The 19,288-nt window shown below is 55.8% G+C and carries 17 protein-coding genes; 9 read left to right on the top strand and 8 right to left on the bottom strand.

Annotated elements, in window-relative coordinates; all coding sequences use genetic code 11:
• Window positions 1-17: 17 nt before the first annotated feature.
• Together A1830_RS19100 and A1830_RS19095 are read right to left on the bottom strand one after the other, a co-directional pair.
• On the bottom strand, window positions 18-1,085 hold the full coding sequence (locus A1830_RS19100; protein WP_067709897.1) for an acyltransferase family protein: 1,068 nt from the start codon (window positions 1,083-1,085) through the stop codon (window positions 18-20).
• 441 nt (window positions 1,086-1,526) lie between these two features.
• Window positions 1,527-2,129 (bottom strand): LysE family translocator, encoded by a 603-nt coding sequence (locus A1830_RS19095; RefSeq protein WP_067709895.1) that lies wholly within the window; start codon window positions 2,127-2,129, stop codon window positions 1,527-1,529.
• Window positions 2,130-2,213: 84 nt separating this feature from the next.
• On the opposite strand from A1830_RS19095, the gene A1830_RS19090 reads away from it, so the two are divergent.
• From A1830_RS19090 to A1830_RS19080, 3 genes are all read left to right on the top strand, one after another.
• The gene (locus tag A1830_RS19090; RefSeq protein ID WP_067709892.1) at window positions 2,214-3,206 is read left to right on the top strand and encodes a hydrolase; all 993 of its coding nucleotides are present in this window, start codon (window positions 2,214-2,216) and stop codon (window positions 3,204-3,206) included.
• A 1-nt stretch (window position 3,207) separates the two neighbouring features.
• Window positions 3,208-3,426 carry a YheU family protein gene (locus A1830_RS19085; RefSeq protein ID WP_067709891.1) on the top strand — a complete coding sequence of 73 codons (219 nt, stop codon included), beginning with the start codon at window positions 3,208-3,210 and terminating at the stop codon, window positions 3,424-3,426.
• A gap of 83 nt (window positions 3,427-3,509) precedes the next feature.
• Window positions 3,510-4,379, top strand: a complete 870-nt coding sequence (locus tag A1830_RS19080) for a phosphoribulokinase (RefSeq protein ID WP_067709890.1) — start codon at window positions 3,510-3,512, stop codon at window positions 4,377-4,379.
• Between the two features lie 79 nt (window positions 4,380-4,458).
• Here A1830_RS19080 and A1830_RS19075 read toward each other — a convergent pair whose 3' ends face one another.
• Entirely contained in the window at window positions 4,459-4,863 is a 405-nt protein-coding gene (locus tag A1830_RS19075) for an OsmC family protein (RefSeq protein WP_067709888.1), read from the bottom strand.
• Window positions 4,864-5,171: 308 nt separating this feature from the next.
• Between A1830_RS19075 and crp the strand changes: the two genes are divergently transcribed.
• Window positions 5,172-5,804 (top strand): cAMP-activated global transcriptional regulator CRP, encoded by a 633-nt coding sequence (gene crp / locus A1830_RS19070; RefSeq protein WP_000242758.1) that lies wholly within the window; start codon window positions 5,172-5,174, stop codon window positions 5,802-5,804.
• Between the two features lie 58 nt (window positions 5,805-5,862).
• Window positions 5,863-7,995, top strand: a complete 2,133-nt coding sequence (locus A1830_RS19065; RefSeq protein ID WP_067709887.1) for a YccS/YhfK family putative transporter — start codon at window positions 5,863-5,865, stop codon at window positions 7,993-7,995.
• An 82-nt stretch (window positions 7,996-8,077) separates the two neighbouring features.
• Here the strand turns inward: A1830_RS19065 and A1830_RS19060 are convergent, their stop codons facing one another.
• From A1830_RS19060 to ppiA, 3 genes are all read right to left on the bottom strand, one after another.
• The gene (locus A1830_RS19060) at window positions 8,078-9,295 is read right to left on the bottom strand and encodes a bifunctional acetylornithine/succinyldiaminopimelate transaminase (RefSeq protein ID WP_067709886.1); all 1,218 of its coding nucleotides are present in this window, start codon (window positions 9,293-9,295) and stop codon (window positions 8,078-8,080) included.
• A gap of 83 nt (window positions 9,296-9,378) precedes the next feature.
• On the bottom strand, window positions 9,379-9,954 hold the full coding sequence (locus tag A1830_RS19055) for an aminodeoxychorismate synthase component II (protein ID WP_067709885.1): 576 nt from the start codon (window positions 9,952-9,954) through the stop codon (window positions 9,379-9,381).
• Between the two features lie 153 nt (window positions 9,955-10,107).
• Complete coding sequence (gene ppiA, locus A1830_RS19050) at window positions 10,108-10,680, bottom strand: peptidylprolyl isomerase A (RefSeq protein WP_067709884.1); 573 nt, start codon at window positions 10,678-10,680, stop codon at window positions 10,108-10,110.
• Window positions 10,681-10,952: 272 nt separating this feature from the next.
• On the opposite strand from ppiA, the gene tsgA reads away from it, so the two are divergent.
• Window positions 10,953-12,137, top strand: coding sequence for an MFS transporter TsgA (gene tsgA, locus A1830_RS19045; protein WP_067709883.1), 1,185 nt, complete (start codon window positions 10,953-10,955; stop codon window positions 12,135-12,137).
• 125 nt (window positions 12,138-12,262) lie between these two features.
• On the opposite strand, the gene A1830_RS19040 is transcribed toward tsgA, so the two are convergent.
• Entirely contained in the window at window positions 12,263-13,543 is a 1,281-nt protein-coding gene (locus A1830_RS19040) for a cytosine deaminase (RefSeq protein ID WP_067709882.1), read from the bottom strand.
• A 250-nt stretch (window positions 13,544-13,793) separates the two neighbouring features.
• Here A1830_RS19040 and nirB point away from each other — a divergent pair, with 250 nt between their 5' ends.
• From nirB to cysG, 3 genes are read left to right on the top strand one after another with little or no spacing between them, the layout of a single operon-like run.
• A complete protein-coding gene (nirB, locus tag A1830_RS19035; protein WP_067709881.1) occupies window positions 13,794-16,328 on the top strand; it encodes a nitrite reductase large subunit NirB in 2,535 nt (844 codons plus the stop codon).
• Window positions 16,325-16,651, top strand: a complete 327-nt coding sequence (gene nirD, locus A1830_RS19030; protein ID WP_067709873.1) for a nitrite reductase small subunit NirD — start codon at window positions 16,325-16,327, stop codon at window positions 16,649-16,651. The genes nirB and nirD overlap by 4 nt, the downstream gene beginning before the upstream one ends.
• Window positions 16,652-18,016 carry a siroheme synthase CysG gene (cysG, locus tag A1830_RS19025; RefSeq protein WP_067709871.1) on the top strand — a complete coding sequence of 455 codons (1,365 nt, stop codon included), beginning with the start codon at window positions 16,652-16,654 and terminating at the stop codon, window positions 18,014-18,016.
• Between the two features lie 249 nt (window positions 18,017-18,265).
• Here the strand turns inward: cysG and trpS are convergent, their stop codons facing one another.
• Complete coding sequence (gene trpS / locus A1830_RS19020) at window positions 18,266-19,270, bottom strand: tryptophan--tRNA ligase (protein ID WP_067709869.1); 1,005 nt, start codon at window positions 19,268-19,270, stop codon at window positions 18,266-18,268.
• Window positions 19,271-19,288 lie beyond the last annotated feature (18 nt).

Below are 19,288 nucleotides of genomic sequence, written 5' to 3'. Positions count from 1 at the left end.
TTTGCAGAAACGGTAATTTACGCTCCTGTACCTGCTTTTGCTGCGGGCACTCTCCGGCTTCTCAACCTGTTTCTTAGCGCTGGTTCGGCATATTGACTGATCAGATACGCAATGTAATAAAGTACGGTCGCCACCACAATGGGCATCAGCAGCATCACCCACTCGTTGGTAATGTAGCGATTAATTTTAATCAGCGAACCGATCATCAGGTTTTCATGAAGTAAATAGAAGGCATAGCTGGCAAAGCCCATCGCCGTCAGGAATCGCACGGACAGTATTCTCTCCAGCCATTTTGAATAAAAACTGGCAATGAAAAACACCATAACTAATAGCAGTGGAAGCAGAGTTATCGCTCCCGCATTTTTCACGTAATAGCTGAAGTTGATTAGCATCCCGAATATGACTAACGCGTAGTGAAACAATTTATCGCGATTGTGCATCCTTTCATAAACCAGACAACCCACCATAAACCATGAATAATGAATGAAGCCAAACTTTGAAATAACATCGATCAATCCGGGATGTCCTAAAGACTTCAGAACCGAAGAGGCCGATAACAGCAGCATTGGTACCAGCAGCGCGGGTAAGCAATATCGTCTTCCCAGGGTAAAATAGACGGCACCGATAATCACATAGAACAGCGCTTCAACGTACAGCGACCAGAAAGAACCTGCTAACGACTTAAATTCTATTCCGGTAATTTGTGAAAGCGTTTCAGGATTGATGAAAATTAGCCCGGGCAGCAGATTTTTTGCATGGGGCGCGATGTCTGTCCATTCCGGGAACAGGCCCCCCGCCAGGTAAAGCAGCAGGCTGGCAATGAGCATCGCCGGAAATAAACGCAGCCAGCGTTTTCTAAGAAAGCTGAGGTAACTGTCGGATTTGTCCAGTGTCATAAATATGACAAATCCCGAAATCATAAAAAACAGTTCAACGCCAAGCCAGCCGAAAGAGAAAACAGGAATATGCTTTGTAATATGGGAATAGGGTAATAACGCCTCCCATCGCACATAGGCATGGTAACCGATGACCAGAAGAATAGCTAAACCACGCATCCCATCGAGATGCTTAATACGCGAGTGCATAATACCCCCAGGGGGATAGCGGAAAAGTTAAGTGAAGCTAGCACTGCGTTATTTTTAATTCAACTGGCCTTATTCTGATTATCGACCGGGTATACGCACCAATGGCGTCGCTTTGGGTGAGCCAGACCTGAACTGAGATTAAAAACTTTTTTAGTAATATCTTCAATGAACTTTCAATGAATTTCCGATGAACTTTCAATGAATTTATAATGCGTTTTTATTAACGGAGCTTGTGGCCCCCTCAATGATTACAGGCCTCAATCAGACTCTGGCTAATATCCATTAGTATCGTCTGGATCACATTTTACCCGGACCTTAAGCGCATTATTCAGGGTAGCGGCGGGTTTACGTCGCTCCCCCGCCTGCCCCCCCTGCTCATCTTCCCTCTGATCGTTAAACTCAATAGCGGCAACAAGGTGCAGCGCTATTCCGCGCAGTGATTTAGTGCCAAATCAGCAGCACGCAGGCGGCGGTCAGTAAGCCCATAAAGACGTTGAAAATCGTCCAGGCCCGGCGGCTGCGCAGGATACGCCCAATCAGCGTCCCGAAACCCAGCCAGATAACGCCGGAAACCGCATTCACCAGTGCCATCGCCGCGCTGATGGCGATGACTGAACCGCGATAGGCCTCACCGGCCAGGCTGAAGCTTGCCACCGCACCCAGCGCCATCAGCCAGGCTTTTGGATTAACCAGCTGCAACAGCCCACCCTGCCAGAATGGCATCGGTGAAGCCGGGCCGTCGCCGGGGTCCAGTTTTTCATACTTCGCGGTCGCTATTTTCCATGCCAGCCAGAGAAGATAAGCGCTACCGGCAATTTTCAGGATAAGGTGAAGGGAGGGATAAAGCAGAATCAATCCGCCGACGCCGAAGGCCACCAGAAGCAACATGACCTGCATACCGATCATGATGCCGATTATCAGCCACAGCGAGCGCAAAAAACCAAAATTGGCGCCGGAGGCGGTGAGTAACATATTATTAGGGCCTGGCGTGATCGCAGCAACCCACAGAAAGCCGAGCATGGATAAAAATAAATTCAGTTCCATATGATATGGGTGCTCCTCACCCCCTGAAAAAAGCAGACGCTTTGAAGCTAACAATGTGACAGAGATCCTACAAGCATTTTGAATATGAATTTTAATCGCCCCCCGGCGAGCCCATTTAATGCCCTGCCGGGCATGAGTAATGCGCATTTGCAAACGCTTCTGCCCCGGCTGATTCGCCGACGTATCACGCTACAGCCCCACTGGCAGCGGCTGACTCTGCCTGACAGCGATTTCGTCGATCTGGCCTGGAGTGAAAATCCGGCGCTGGCGCGGCATAAGCCCAGGGTGGTCCTGTTTCACGGGCTGGAGGGCAGCTTTACCAGTCCCTATGCGCACGGGCTGCTTCAGGTATTCCGCGATCGCGGATGGCTGGGCGTCGTTATGCATTTTCGCGGCTGTAGCGGCGAACCAAATCGCCTGGCGAGGATTTACCACTCGGGCGAAACCGGCGATGCGCGCTATTTTATGCAGTGGCTGCGCGACGAATGGGGTCGCGTCCCAACTGCGGCCGTTGGCGTTTCGCTGGGGGGAAATATGCTCGCCTGCCTGCTGGGAGAGCAGGGAGAAGATTGCCTGATCGATGCCGCAGTGGTGGTCTCCGCGCCGCTGATGCTTGAGCCGTGCAGCAGGAAGCTGGAGCAGGGGCTGTCGCGCGTTTACCAGCGCTACCTGCTAAACCTGCTAAAGCAAAATGCCGGGCGAAAGCTACGTGCATGGCCGGGTACGCTGCCGGTTGACCTGCCCGGGCTGGAAGCATTAAAAACGCTGCGTGACTTCGATAACGCCATCACCGCGCCTGCCCATGGCTTTCTTGACGCGACGGACTATTATCAACGCTGTAGCGCCATGCCGCTGCTGCCCGGCGTACGCAAGCCGCTACTGATTATTCATGCCAGGGACGACCCTTTTATGACTGATGAGGTTATCCCCGCGCCTGACCTGCTACCCCCGTCGGTGGAGTATCAACTCACCCGGCACGGCGGGCATGTAGGATTTGTTGGGGGGACCCTGCGCAGCCCCGAAATGTGGCTGGAGCAGCGTATCCCCGAATGGCTTTCAACCTGGCTGGACAACTAACGTGATTATTCCCTGGAAAGAGCTGGACGCAGAGACGCTGGATAACCTGATTGAATCTTTCGTGCTGAGAGAAGGCACCGACTACGGCGAGCAGGAGCGCTCGCTGACGCAGAAAGTGGAGGACGTACGCCGTCAGCTTATCAGTGGTGAAGCCGTACTGGTCTGGTCCGAACTCCACGAGACGGTGAATATTATGCCGCGCGGCAGGATTACCGGTTAGCGATCGTGACCGGGCGTGACACCCGGACGCAAATCGTGTTACCAATGCCGCCTTGATGCGTTTTTCTCAGAGAGTCGTTAGCCATGTCAGCCAAACATCCTGTGATTGCCGTAACGGGTTCCAGCGGTGCGGGAACCACGACTACCAGCCTGGCCTTCCGCAAAATTTTTCAGCAGCTAAACCTCCATGCCGCTGAAGTTGAAGGTGACAGCTTCCACCGCTTTACGCGTCCTGAAATGGATATGGCTATTCGTAAAGCGCGTGATATGGGCCGCCATATCAGCTATTTCGGCCCCGAGGCTAACGATTTTGCCCTGCTGGAGCATACGTTTGCCGAATATGGCCGCAGCGGCAGCGGCCAGTCGCGTAAATACCTGCACACCTACGATGAAGCGGTACCCTGGAACCAGGTGCCGGGCACCTTTACGCCCTGGCAGCCGCTGCCCGAGCCGACTGACGTGCTGTTCTATGAAGGTTTACACGGTGGCGTAATGACGCCGCAGCATAACGTTGCGGAGAATGTCGATCTGCTGGTCGGCGTGGTACCGATCGTCAACCTTGAGTGGATCCAAAAGCTGGTCCGCGACACCAGCGAGCGGGGGCACTCCCGCGAGGCGGTGATGGACTCCGTGGTACGCTCGATGGAGGACTACATCAACTATATTACCCCGCAGTTTTCGCGCACCCACATCAACTTTCAGCGCGTACCTACGGTGGATACCTCCAATCCGTTTGCGGCACGCGGTATCCCATCGCTTGATGAAAGCTTTGTGGTTATCCACTTTCAGGCGCTGGAGGATATTGATTTCCCCTATCTCCTGTCGATGCTGCAGGGCGCGTTTATCTCTCAGATCAATACGCTGGTGGTGCCGGGCGGCAAAATGGGGCTGGCGATGGAGCTGATAATGGGGCCGCTGGTCAGGCGTCTGATTGAGGGGAAAAAGATAGTCTGAGACACCGTGCGTTAAGCACAGAGAAAAAAACAGTCTGGGCCACTGCGCATTAGCCCCACAGGCTGGGGCTAATGGATTGTTAAATTTCGATCGCTTCAAAGCTGTGGGTGATTTCAACGCCTTTGCCCAGCATCAGGGCAACGGAGCAATACTTTTCTGCCGACAGGTCGACGGCGCGGGAAACGGCTTTCTCCTCCAGGCCCTTACCGCTGACAATAAAGTGCAGGTTGATATGGGTGAACAGACGGGGTGCTTCTTCCCGGCGTTCGGAAGTCAGTTTGACCTCGCAGTCAGCCACGTCATGGCGTCCCTTTTGCAGGATTGACACCACGTCGATGGCGCTACACCCGCCGGCCGCCATCAGTACCATTTCCATTGGGCTGGGTGCCTTATCGCCCGCATTGCCGTCCATTAAAATCTGGTGTCCGGATGAGGATTCTCCCAAAAAGGTGAGCCCTTCTACCCATTTAACACGTGCTTGCATAACAAATCCCTCTAAGTCATTCAGTTAACGCCAGATTACGCTTCGGCAACAAAAACGGCAATGCGACAATTTTCACACTATGCTGAAGCGAGACAACACAAGACACTCGTTCCAAGCTGTGCTACAAACAAAGCTGTAATAATTTCGTTCGTACTCTACAAGCATGACGAAACGGCACAACATAACGACCCAGGCCTGCGACAGGGTTCGGGATAATTTCCCTGAGGGGAAACGCGTCACTATTTCAACGCCTGACAGGGAACTCTGCCCCTGTGTTTAGGCATGATGACAACAGAGGATAATCGCGAATGGTTCTCGGCAAACCGCAAACAGACCCGACTCTTGAATGGTTCCTGTCACATTGCCATATTCATAAGTATCCATCCAAAAGCACGCTAATTCACCAGGGTGAGAAAGCGGAAACGCTCTACTACATCGTGAAAGGTTCAGTAGCGGTGCTCATTAAGGATGAGGAAGGCAAAGAGATGATCCTCTCTTACCTCAACCAGGGCGACTTTATCGGTGAACTTGGCCTGTTTGAAGAGGGTCAGGAGCGTAGCGCATGGGTCAGGGCGAAAACCGCCTGTGAAGTGGCTGAAATATCCTATAAGAAATTCCGTCAGCTTATTCAGGTTAACCCTGATATTCTGATGCGACTCTCTTCGCAGATGGCTCGTCGCCTGCAGGTGACGTCTGAGAAAGTGGGGAATTTAGCTTTCCTCGATGTGACGGGTCGCATCGCGCAGACGCTACTGAATCTGGCTAAGCAGCCGGATGCAATGACTCACCCGGATGGGATGCAGATCAAAATCACCCGCCAGGAAATTGGTCAGATTGTGGGCTGCTCGCGCGAAACCGTGGGCCGCATACTCAAAATGCTGGAAGATCAGAATCTGATCTCCGCACACGGTAAAACTATCGTAGTTTATGGCACGCGCTAACCGGCTCTGATCCCCCCGGCGCAACCTCCCGTTGCGCCTTTTTTATTGGTGTGGAGCGATGTGGCGCAGACTGATTTATCATCCTGAGGTTAACTATGCCCTGCGTCAGACGCTGGTGCTCTGTTTACCGGTAGCGATTGGATGGCTGTTGGGCGATCTGCAAAAGGGACTGCTGTTCTCCCTGGTGCCCGCGTGCTGCAATAACGCCGGTCTGGATACGCCGCATAAGCGCTTTTTCAAACGCCTTATCGTGGGCGGAAGCCTGTTTGCCTTTAGTAGCTTTCTGATCCAGTACCTGGGTGAGCACAGCGTTCCCCTGCCTGCGATTCTGTTTGCTATGGCAATGCTGCTGGGCGTCACGGGTGAAATCAGCCCACTGCATGCCAGGCTGCTGCCCGGATCGCTTATCGCCGCCATCTTCACCCTGAGTCTGGCCGGTCGCATGCCGATATGGGAACCGCCCCTGCTCTACGTGCTGGGGACGATCTGGTACGGGGTGTTCAACTGGTTCTGGTTCTGGCTGTGGAAAGAGCAGCCGATGCGCGAAACCCTCAGCCTGCTGTACCGCGAGCTGGCCGACTATTGTGAAGCCAAATATACCCTGCTCACCCGTCTGACCGATCCTGAAAAAGCCCTGCCGCCGCTGCTGGCCCGCCAGCAAAAAGCCGTCGATCTGATCGGCATCTGCTATCAGCAGATGCATATGCTGGCCGCCAACCGCGACAGCCATCATAAACGTCTCATCCGCGCGTTTCAGGTCGCACTGGATTTGCAGGAGCATATCTCCGTCAGCCTGCATCAGCCTGAAGAGGTGCAGAAGCTGGTCGAAAAAAGCCATGCTGAAGCGGTCATTCGCTGGAACGCGCAAACCATCGCCGCACGACTGCGGGAGCTGGCCGATGATATTCTCTACCACCGGCTGCCGGAGCGCTTTGTGATGGACAAGCCGCTCGGCGCACTTGAAAAAATCGCCCGTCGAAGCCGGGATAATCCGGTGGGACAGTTCTGCTACTACCACTTCAGCCGCATTGCGCGCGTCCTGCGCACGCAGCGCCCTTTATATCAGCGCGACCTGATGGCCGATCGCCAGCGCCGCCTGCCGCTGCTGGCCGCCTGCAAAAGCTATCTGTCGCTGAAGTCTGCCGCCCTGCGCACCGCCGCCCGCTTTGCCGTGATGCTCACCTTCGCCAGTACCCTGGCGATGTTCTTCGACCTGCCCAAGCCCTACTGGATCCTGATGACGGTGATGTTTGTCAGCCAGAATGGCTACAGCGCCACCCGCGTACGCATCCAGCACCGTGCACTCGGTACGCTGGCCGGGTTGATTATCGCCGCCGTCGCCCTGCGCCTCCACGCGCCTGAGGCGATGGTGCTGTCGATAATGCTGGTTATCACGCTGGTCAGCTACCTGGTTATCCGCAAGTTCTATGGCTGGGCGATGATTGGTTTTACCGTCACCGCCGTGTACTCGCTACAGCTGCTCTCGCTGAACGGCGCTGACTTCCTCCTGCCGCGGCTGATGGATACGCTGATGGGATGCATGATTGCCTTTGGCGGCATGATTTGGCTGTGGCCCCAGTGGCAAAGCGGGCTGCTGCGGCAAAATGCCCACGACGCGCTGGGCACCTACCAGGATGCGCTGCAAATGCTGCTTGGCAGCGAGCAGGATCCGGTCAGGCTGGCTTACCAGCGTATGCGCGCCAACCAGGCGCATAATGCGGTGTTCAACTCGCTTAATCAGGCCATGCAGGAACCGGGGTTTGATTCAAACTATCTGGCAGACATGAAGCTGTGGGTGACGCACAGTCAGTTTATTGTCGAGCATATCAACGCGATGACCATCCTCGCCCGTGAACATACGATGCTCACACCGGCGCTGGCCGAGCGCTACCTGCAAAGCTGTGAAATCGCCCTTCAGCGCTGCCAGCAGCGGCTGGAGTATGATGGTCCCGGCTCGGATACTAACGTGCTGGAGGATGTACAGGGAGAGTTTGAACAGGGACCGATAACGATTCTGGAGCGACACCTGAGGCAGATACTCGATCACCTCAGGATTATGCATACCATCTCTTCGCTGGCCTGGCGCGACAGACCCCATCATGGACGCTGGCTGTCACGCCGCTTAAAAAAAGCGCCTGAAACGAAAGGCAGCAAGCACAGAGAGAAGCGGGAGGAGAGCAGGCAAGCATAACGCGGGGTTTTCAGCCATCCAATAATCTCCCTTCATGCTTCATGCTTCATGCTTCATGCTTCATGCTTCATGCTTCATGCCGTCAGAATAGCGCTGTTTCTACCGCCCTGGCAAAGCGGGCCATGCCCTCTTCAATATCGGCAGGCTCAATCACCAGCGAAGGCGCAAAGCGCAGCACGTCCGTTCCCGCGTTAAGGACCATCACCCCTTCAGCCGCTGCGGCATGAAGAATATCCCGCGCCTTACCGGCATGCTCCGGCCTGAGTGCGGCCCCGATCAGCAGCCCCTTGCCCCGGATATCACTGAAGACCGGCCGCCTGGCGTCCAGCGCGGTTAGCGCCGCAACAAACTGCTCGCGACGCGCTTCCACACCGCTCAGCACCGATTGGGTGTTGATGATATCCAGCGCGGCCTCTGCCACGGCGCAGGCCAGCGGATTACCGCCATAGGTGGTGCCATGGACGCCCGGCGACATGGTTGACGCTATCTCATCGGTGGTGAGCATCGCGCTGACCGGGAAGCCGCCGCCCAGGGCTTTGGCAGTGGTGAGGATATCAGGCACCACGCCATAGTGCTCACAGGCAAACAGCTTGCCGCTGCGGCCCATGCCGCTCTGCACTTCATCCAGCACCAGCAGCGCCTGATGTTTATCGCACAGTTCGCGCAACCCCTGCATAAATGCCTGGGTAGCGGGCATCACTCCGCCCTCGCCCTGGATCGGTTCCACTACGATAGCGCAGGTATGGTCGTCAATGACCGCTTTCACGGCAGCGAGATCGTTAAAGGGAACATGGACGATATCGGCAGGTTTAGGCCCGAAGCCATCGGAATATTTCGGCTGCCCGCCGACGGACACGGTGAACAGCGTGCGACCATGAAAGGCGTTGTGAAAGGCGATAATTTTACTTTTATAGGGCGAATGGCGTTTGGCAGCATAGTAGCGCGCCAGCTTAAAGGCGGCTTCATTGGCTTCCGCACCGGAGTTAGCAAAAAAGACGCGGTCGGCAAAGGTGGCGGCAATCAGCTTGCTGGCCAGACGCAGCGCAGGCTCATTGGTGTAGACATTGCTGGTGTGCCACAGGGTCTCGCCCTGGGTTTTTAACGCCTCAACCAGCGCAGGGTGGCAGTGGCCCAGCGCGGTCACCGCGATACCACCGGAAAAATCGATATACTCTTTGCCCTGTTGATCCCAGACGCGGCTGCCTTTGCCCCTGACCGGCACAAACTGCGCGGGTGCATAAACAGGCAAAATAACCTCATCAAACGTCGCGCGCGTTACCGCTGATTTGTCCGCTGCCATCGGTGACCCCATTTTTTTCGTTGCATGAAAGTGAAATATTAGTCACAAAATATGCATAAAAAACCAATTAAAGGCAACTTAATTTACGGCTTAAGGAAATTCTCCAGCAGCTGATGCCCCTGCTCGCTAAGAATGCTTTCCGGATGGAATTGCACCCCTTCCAGCCGCAGCTCACGATGGCGAAGCCCCATAATCTCATCGGGCTGGCCGTTGCGCAGCGTCCAGGCCGTGACTTCAAACTCTGTGGGTAGCGATGCCTGCTCAACAATCAGTGAATGGTAGCGCGTGACGGTCAGGGGATGATTCAGTCCGGCAAACACGCCGCCGTCACGGTGTTCAACCGGTGACGTTTTGCCGTGCATCACCTGGCGGGCGCGAACAACCCGGCCACCAAACGCCTGGGCAATGGCCTGATGCCCCAGGCAGACGCCTAAGATCGGTATCCTGCCGGCAAAATGACGAATAGCCGCCAGGGAAATACCCGCTTCGTTGGGCGTACAGGGCCCGGGAGAGATAACCAGATGCTGCGGACGCAGCGCGTCAATTTGCGCTAACGTCATCGCATCATTGCGCTGGACACACACGTCCACCCCCAGCTCGCAGAAATACTGGTAGAGATTCCAGGTGAAAGAGTCGTAATTATCAATAAGCAGCAGCATGGAGGCTCCGGGCCGGATGAAGACGCCGCTATTCTACGCATTTTCCCCCTGTCCGTTTATCACTTTGCTCTGGATAGCAAAACGCGGCCTGAAGGCCGCGCTTACCGCCCTGAGAGCGCGGGCGGAGGGAACGCAGAACGCAGGTCGAAACCGTTAAGGCAGCACTTTAGCTGAAAGGATAACGACAGGCTTAACCGGGACATTCTGATAAGGGCCGACGTTCTGTGACTGAACCTGGGAAATTTTGTCTGCCACATCCTGACCTTTAACGACTTTACCAAATACCGCGTAGCCAAAGTCACGCTGACCATGATCGAGAAAAGCGTTATCGGCAACGTTGATAAAGAACTGGCTGGTGGCGCTGTCTTTGTCAGCGGTGCGGGCCATGGAGACGGTACCGCGTTTGTTCAGCAGGCCATTATCCGCTTCGTTTTTAATCGGTGCTCTGGTGGGCTTTTGCTGCATATCGGTGGTAAAGCCGCCGCCCTGCACCATAAAGCCAGGGATCACGCGATGAAAAAGCGTGTTGTTATAGAAGCCGCTGTTAACGTAGTCGACAAAGTTCTTCGTCGAGACGGGTGCCTTCTGATTATTCAGTTCAAGTTCAATATTTCCCGCTGAGGTCGTCAGCAGAACATGGGTATCCCCTTTCGCAGCCAGTGCAGATACGGAAAGTGAGGAGAGTGCCAGTACGGTAGCGACGGCTGCCAAAGTGCGTTTTAACATGGAAAATTCCTTTCTGAGGGCGGTGGTCAGAAAAACAAAATTGATTGTAAAGAGGCGGTTAGTTACGCGCCAGCGTTTTACTTTTATTTACGTGCGAAATGTCACTGCGCAACCGTTTTCCTCTGAGGCGTGGAGTGATATTCATCACGGATCCAATGAATATGAAAATAAATGTTTCATTATTGATTTAAGCCGATCACGAATATCGCTACACTTCCGAAAATTACGTCGTTTTTGCGTACCAGGATCTTTTTAACTTGCAGGCTCCCACTATGACTAATCGCGATCGAATCGGTCTCACCTGGATCAGCTTTTTTTCCTATGCGCTTACCGGCGCGGTAGTAATTGTCACCGGTATGGTACTGGAAAATATTGCTGATTACTTTCATCTCCCCGTTGCGCAGATGAGCAACACCTTTACCTTCCTTAATGCGGGCATTCTCGCGGCGGTGTTTCTCAACGCCTGGCTGATGGAGATTATCCCGCTGAAGCGTCAGCTGATGTTCGGCTTCGTGCTGATGGTGCTGGCGGTGCTGGGGCTGATGAACAGTCACAGCCTGGGCATATTCTCGCTCTGTATGTTTGTGCTGGGCGTGGTGAGCGGGATTACGATGTCCATCGGGACATTCCTCATCACCCATCTGTATGAAGGGCGTCAGCGCGGATCGCGCCTGCTGTTTACCGACTCCTTCTTCAGCATGGCCGGAACCATCTTCCCGATTATTGCTGCCGCTATTCTGGCGCGGTCGCTTCCCTGGTACTGGGTTTATGCCTGTATCGGCGTCATTTACGTCGCGATCTTTATTCTGGCGCTCTGCTTCGAGTTTCCGGTGCTGGGCAAAAAATCCGCGAATCACCAGACGGTTGAAAAAGAGAAATGGGGTATCGGCGTGCTGTTCCTGTCGATTGCCGCCCTCTGCTATATCCTGGGCCAGCTGGGCTTTATCGGCTGGGTGCCGCAGTATGCCACCAAAAGCATGGGGATGGACATTACACAGGCGGGTGGTCTGGTCGGTAACTTCTGGACGTCATACATGATAGGCATGTGGATTTTCAGCGCCATACTGCGCTTCTTTGACCCGCAGCGTATTCTGACCGTGCTGGCGCTGGCGGCTACGCTGCTGATGTACTGGTTTGTCAGCAGCGAGAATGCCGCAATGCTGAAGTGGATAATGATCAGCCTGGGCTTCTTCTCCAGCGCAATCTATACCACCATCATTACCCTCGGCTCTCTGCAAACCCGGGTCTCCTCACCTAAGCTGGTCAACTTCATCCTGACCTGCGGCACCGTCGGAACCATGCTGACCTTCGTCGTGACCGGCCCAATTGTTGAGAAAGGCGGCGCGCATGCGGCGCTGCTAACCGCTAACGGTCTCTATGCGGTGGTATTTGTGATGTGCCTGCTGCTGGGCTTTGTTAGCAAGCATAAGCAGCACCCGCACACCGGTTCCCACTGATAATAAACCCCTGGCAGGCCGCAAGGCTTGCCAGTTCAGTCACCCACACCGTTAGCGCGATCGTCGATGCTCAGCGACGGAAATCCACACGATTACCGACGATGCTCAGCGACTATCGTCGATGCTCAGCGACGGAAATCCACCTGCTCACTCTCCCCGAGGTGAATCGTGGTCTGTGCCGGCTTCGTTTCAGCAATGACTTTTCCCTGTCGAATGGAATAGCGTACCGCAACCTGACGACGCAGTGCGTCAAAGCCACTCTCTGCCGGGAGGATCACCATATTGGCACTGTTACCGCTTTGAATACCATAATCCTTCAGCTGTAGCGTTCTGGCGCTGTTATGGGTAATGAGATTGATACCGGCATCAATTTGCGCGTAGCCCATAAGCTGACAGACGTGCAGTCCCATATGCAGCACCTGGAGCATGTTGGCGGTTCCCAGCGGATACCAGGGGTCAAACACATCATCGTGCCCGAAGCAGACGTTAATATCGGCCTCCAGCATCTCCTTCACCCGCGTAATGCCGCGGCGCTTCGGATAGCTATCAAAGCGGCCCTGCAAATGGATATTCACCAGCGGATTGGCGACGAAATTGATGCCTGACAGCTTCAGCAGGCGGAACAGACGCGAAGTATAGGCACCATTGTAGGAGTGCATCGCGGTGGTATGACTGGCCGTCACCCTCTCCCCCATCTTCTCCTTAAGCGCCAGTGCCGCAACGGTTTCGACGAAGCGGGACTGCTCATCGTCGATTTCATCGCAGTGAACATCCACCATGCGCTGATACTTTTGTGCCAGCGCGAAGGTTTTATGCAGTGACTCCACGCCATATTCACGGGTGAACTCGAAGTGAGGAATGGCACCCACCACATCTGCCCCCAGTCGCAGGGCCTCCTCAAGCAGCGCCTCGCCGTTGGGATAGGAGAGAATGCCTTCCTGAGGGAAAGCCACAATCTGAATATCCACCCAGGGGGCCATCTCCTGCCTGACCTCAAGCATCGCCTTCAGTGCGGTGAGGCTGGGATCCGAGACATCGACGTGGGTGCGGACATGCTGGATACCGTTGGCGATCTGCCACTTTAGCGTCTGAAGCGCGCGCTGTTTGACATCCTCATGGCTCAGCAGCGCCTTTCGCTCCGCCCAGCGTTCAATCCCCTCAAACAGCGTACCTGACTGATTCCAGGCAGGTTCTCCCGCCGTTTGCGTGGTATCAAGATGAATGTGGGGTTCGATAAAGGGGGGGAAAGCCAGCCCGCCTTCGGCATCCAGCGCTTCCGGATGCGGGGCACATCGGGCCTGCGGCGCAATACGTGCAATGTTGCCGTCCTGAATTTCGATTTGCCAGAGTCCATCGCGCCAGGGCAGTCGGACATGGTTTATTCTTTTCAAATTAACAGCCTGCATTGATGTACTCCCGGGGTCAGCAATCACAGTTTTAACCCTATCACTGATTCCACACTATGCACAGCCAGCGTTCGCCCCACCCTCGCAGGGAAGTCACATAAACCCGAAGGATTCCGCTAACTTATAAAAAAACCCATCAAATCATTGGCATACCTATTAAGAGGTATTTGGAAAACGGATTGATATGCATCAATAAGCGCGCTTTTTAGCACGCTAAGGTAGCGGCATTCGTTTGCAATGTGAGGCAAAAATGCGCACCCGACTCGTCATCATTGGCAACGGCATGGTTGGCCACCGCCTGATTGAAGCGCTGGCAGAGAAAGCCGCACCAGGCCAGTTTGCTATTACCGTTTTTTGTGAAGAACCCTGGGTCGCTTACGATCGGGTCCATCTCTCAGCCTATTTCACCCATCATACCGTTGACGCGCTGTCGCTGGTTCGCGAAGGGTTTTACCAGCAGCACGATATTGACCTGCTGCTGGAGGAGTGCGTCATCCAGATTGACCGTGAAAGGAAAATCGTCCGTTCCAGCGCAGGCCGCGAAGTGCACTACGATAAGCTGGTGCTGGCGACCGGATCCCGCCCCTGGGTTCCGCCAATACAGGGAGCCAGCGGCAAAGACTGTTACGTCTACCGTACTATCGACGATCTGAATGCCATTGAGGCGCGCGCCCGCCAAAGTCAGCGCGGTGCCGTCGTGGGCGGTGGCCTGCTGGGGCTGGAAGCGGCGGGTGCTCTGCGTGATCTCGGGATTGAAACCCATGTGATTGAGTATGCGCCGGTGCTAATGGCCGAGCAGCTCGATCCCCTCGGGGGCGCACTGCTGCGCGAAAAAATTGAGGCGATGGGCGTTCACGTTCATACCGGCAAAAGTACCCGCGAAATCCTTGATACGCCAGCAGGCGGCAAAAGGCTGCTATTCGGTGACGACAGCGCGCTGGAGGTGGATTTTATCGTCTTCTCTACCGGTATTCGCCCGCAGGACGCGCTGGCCAAAAGCTGTGATTTGGCGCTGGCACCGCGCGGCGGCTTTATGATTGACGACCAGTGCGTCACCTCCGATGGCGATATTTATGCCATTGGCGAATGTGCCGCCTGGCAGGGTCGTGCCTTTGGCCTTGTTGCGCCCGGCTATAAAATGGCGCAGGTGGTTTGTGAAGGCTTGCTGGGCAACAGCAGCGCTTTTACCGGCGCGGACATGAGCGCGAAGCTGAAGCTCCTGGGCGTTGAAGTGGGGGGGATTGGCGATACGCGCGGACGGACGGCAGGCGCAAGAAGCTATATCTGGCTTGATGAACATCAGCAAATCTATAAGCGACTGGTGGTCAGCGCGGATAACAAAACGCTGCTCGGGGCGGTGTTGGTGGGGGATACCGCCGACTATGGTAATCTGCTTCAGCTAATGCTTAATGGCATTCCCCTACCGGAAAATCCTGCGGCGCTGATCCTGCCAGCCGGGGCGGGCGATAAACCGGCTACCGGGGTGGAATCACTGCCGGACACGGCACAAATTTGCTCCTGCTTCGACGTGACTAAAGGCGCGCTGGTACAGGCCATTAAGCGGGGCTGTCATACCCTTGCCGCGCTCAAGGCGGAAACCAAAGCGGGGAGCGGCTGCGGTGGCTGTGTGCCGCTAATTACTCAGGTGCTAAATGCCGAACTGAGCCAGCAGGGGATCGCGGTCAGTCATCACCTTTGCGAGCATTTCCCCTACTCCCGGCAGGAACTCTACCACCTGATCCGCCTGGAGGAGATCAGGACCTTCGGGCAGCTGCTGGCCAGCCACGGCAGCGGTTACGGCTGCGAGATATGTAAACCGACGGTCGCATCACTGCTGGCGTCATGCTGGAATGAATACGTGCTCACTCCGCAGCACACGCCGCTCCAGGACAGTAACGATATCTTCCTCGGCAACATCCAGAAGGATGGGACCTATTCGGTGATCCCGCGCTCCCCGGGGGGCGAAATCACGCCTGAGGGGCTGATCGCCATCGGCGAAATTGGCCGACGCTACCGCCTCTACAGCAAAATTACCGGCTCGCAGCGTATCGGTCTGTTCGGCGCACAAAAGGACGATCTGCCCGCCATCTGGTCTGAACTGATTGCCGCCGGGTTTGAAACCGGCCACGCCTACGCCAAGGCCCTGCGCATGGCGAAAACCTGCGTTGGCAACAGCTGGTGCCGCTTTGGCGTTGGCGACAGCCTCAGCCTCGGCGTAGAACTGGAAAACCGCTATAAGGGCATTCGTACGCCGCATAAAATGAAGTTTGGCGTCTCGGGCTGCACCCGCGAGTGCGCCGAGGCGCAGGCCAAAGACGTGGGGATCATTGCCACCGAGAAGGGCTGGAACCTCTATCTCTGCGGGAACGGCGGTATGAAGCCACGCCATGCTGATTTGCTGGCAGCCGATCTGGATAGCGCCACGCTCATCCGCTATCTCGACCGTTTTATGCTGTTCTATATCCGCACCGCCGATAAATTACAGCGTACCTCCCTGTGGCTGGAGAGCCTGGAGGGTGGGATCGACTACCTGAAACAGGTGATTATCCACGACAGCCTGGGGCTTAATGCCCAGCTGGAAGCCGAAATGAGCCAGCTACGTGCCGGTTTCCGCTGTGAATGGAAAGAAACGGTCGACGATGTCAGCCAGCATAGCCGCTTCGCACACTTTATCAATGATGGCAGCCGTGACCCGCTGGTTCAGGTCATCGCCGAACGTGACCAGCACCGGCCGGCGCGGGCGGAAGAGCGCTTGCCGGTCAGGGTTCTGGAGGAAAAGCTATGAGTCAGTGGCACCGCATTTGTGAACTGGAACAAATTCTCCCCGCAACTGGCGTCTGCGCGCGGGTCGGCGAGCAACAGATCGCCCTCTTTCGTCCCCGCCCGGACGATGAGGTTTTCGCCCTCAGCAACATTGATCCCTTTGCCAACGCCAGCGTACTGTCACGCGGCATTATCGCTGAACACCAGCAGGCGCTGTGGGTAGCCAGCCCGCTTAAGAAGCAGCGGTTCCGGCTGAGTGATGGCCTCTGTATGGAAGATGAAAGCCGCTCAATTGCATCATGGCCCGCCCGCGTGCGTGATGGCTTCGTCGAGGTCGTCGTCTGAATGGATTATTTTCCCCTTTTTTGCCAGCTTCGCGGCAGGGGCTGCCTGCTGGTGGGCGGCGGTGAGGTCGCCGAACGGAAAGCCCGACTCCTGTTGAAGGCCGGTGCCGACCTGCGGGTCTGCGCCCCCGCCTTCTCCCCACAATTTCACCACTGGCAGCAGGCGGGCAAACTGAGGCTTATAGAAGGCGCCTTCACGCCTGCCATGCTGGATGACTGCTGGCTGGCCATTGCTGCAACCGACAGCGCCGGCGTTAATCAACGGGTGAACGCCAGCGCAGAAAGCAGACGGATATTCTGCAACGTTGTTGACGCGCCCGATCAGGCCAGCGCCATTATGCCCTCCGTGGTCGATCGTTCGCCGCTGATGATTGCGATCTCCAGCGGCGGACGCGCACCGGTGATGGCCCGCCTGCTGCGTGAAAAAATTGAATCTCTGCTGCCCCAGCATCTGGGGAAAATAGCAGATCATGCCGGTTTGCTTCGCCAGCGGGTTAAACGGCAGTTCAGTGAGATGGGGCAGCGCAGACGCTTCTGGGAGAAGCTTTTCAGCCATAACAGGCTGGCGCAGTCGCTGGCAAGCGGCGACGTATCCTGCACGGAACAGCTCACCGAGGCGCTTTTTCAGCAGCCGCCGGAGCACCGGGGCGAAGTGGTGCTGGTGGGCGCAGGCCCGGGAGACGCAGGCTTACTGACGCTGAAAGGCCTGCAACAGATCCAGCAGGCGGATATCGTGGTCTACGACCGACTGGTCTCAGAGGGAGTCCTTGAGCTTATCAGGCGCGATGCGGAACGCCTGTTTGTGGGCAAACGCGCGGGCAGCCACTGCGTTCCACAGGAAGAAATTAATCTGCTACTGGTACAACTGGCGCAGCAGGGCAAGCGGGTGGTCCGCCTGAAGGGCGGCGACCCCTTTATATTTGGCCGCGGTGCCGAGGAACTAGAGGCGCTGCGGCAGGCGAATATCCCCTTTTCCGTGGTGCCCGGTATTACCGCCGCCTCAGGCTGTTCCGCCTATAGCGGCATTCCCCTTACCCACCGTGACCTTGCACAAAGCGTCCGGCTGATTACCGGCCACGTGCAGGCTGACGGCACGCTGGACTGGCATAATCTGGCCGCGGGTCAGCAGACCCTGGTGTTTTACATGGGGCTGTCTCAGGCAGGAGAGATCCGCCAGCGACTGATCGAAAACGGGATGGCGGCGGCTATGCCGGTGGCGCTGGTGGAAAACGGGACGTCTCCTCAGCAGCGCGTCATCAGCGGTATGCTATCTGAACTGGACTCACTGGCCTGCCGCGTCAGCAGCCCCGCGCTGATTATCGTGGGTGAGGTCGTCAGTTTGCGCGAAAGGCTCAGCTGGTTTTAGCCGCCAGGTCGCCTGCTTATACCGCGTGGGAAATGTTTATACGCATGCGGGAGAAGACCAGCCTGCACAAACTGTGCGACAGAAATTTATACCTACGCGAGAGAGGACCAGCCTGCACACACTGCGCGGCAGATATTTATACATACGCGTGAGAGGTTCAGCCTGCACAAAATACGCGGGGGATTGAGAAGATACGCAGGGGGAGGACTGGCCAGCAGCGTGCATTCTGCTGCTGGCCGGAGGGCAGGATTATGGCTGAGCAACAAAGCCGACGGCTTCATATACCTTCTTCAGCGTTTCCTGCGCCTGCGCCCGGGCTTTCGCCGCGCCGTCACGCATAATCTGTTCCAGCAGGGCTTCGTCATTGCGGAACTCATGGTATCGCGCCTGGAGATCGCCAAGCATCTCTGAAACGGCATCAGCCACGGCGCCCTTCAGGTGGCCATACATCTGGCCTGCAAACTGCTGTTCAAGCTCGGGGATGCTCTTACCGGTTACGCCGGACAGGATGTCCAGCAGGTTAGAAACGCCCGCCTTGTTTTTCACGTCATAGCGCACCACCGGCGGCTCATCGCCGTCGGTCATCGCACGTTTAATCTTCTTCACAACCGACTTAGGATCTTCCAGCAGACCGATGACGTTGTTGCGATTATCGTCAGATTTAGACATCTTTTTAGTCGGCTCGAGCAGCGACATCACGCGCGCGCCAGAAGTCGGAATAAACGGCTCAGGTACCCGGAAAACGTCGCCGTAAAGCGCATTAAAACGTGAGGCAACATCGCGGCTCAGCTCGAGATGCTGCTTCTGATCTTCCCCGACCGGCACCTGCGCGGTCTGATAAAGCAGAATATCGGCGGCCATCAGCACCGGATAGTCAAACAGTCCGGCGTTGATATTTTCTTCATAGCGCGTCGACTTATCCTTAAACTGGGTCATGCGACTAAGCTCGCCAAAATAGGTGTAGCAGTTCAGGATCCAGCTCAACTGAGTGTGTTCAGGGACGTGTGACTGCACAAAAATAGTGCTTTTTTTCGGGTCGATACCGCAGGCGAGGTAAAGCGCCAGCGTGTCCAGAGTCGCCTTACGCAGCGCGGCCGGATCCTGCCTGACGGTGATGGCGTGTAAATCGACAATACAGTAGATACAGTGGTAGTCGTCCTGCATATTGACCCACTGACGCAGCGCCCCCATATAGTTACCGATGGTCAGTTCGCCGGAAGGCTGTGCGCCGCTAAATACGATGGGTTTGCTCATGTTTTTTCGTCCTGATAA

The sequence above is a fragment of the Erwinia sp. ErVv1 genome (assembly GCF_900068895.1).
In the GTDB taxonomy this organism is placed as follows: Bacteria; Pseudomonadota; Gammaproteobacteria; order Enterobacterales; family Enterobacteriaceae; genus Erwinia.
The sequence above is the reverse complement of the archived record's forward strand: the minus strand, read 5'-3'. Positions and strand labels throughout refer to the sequence as shown.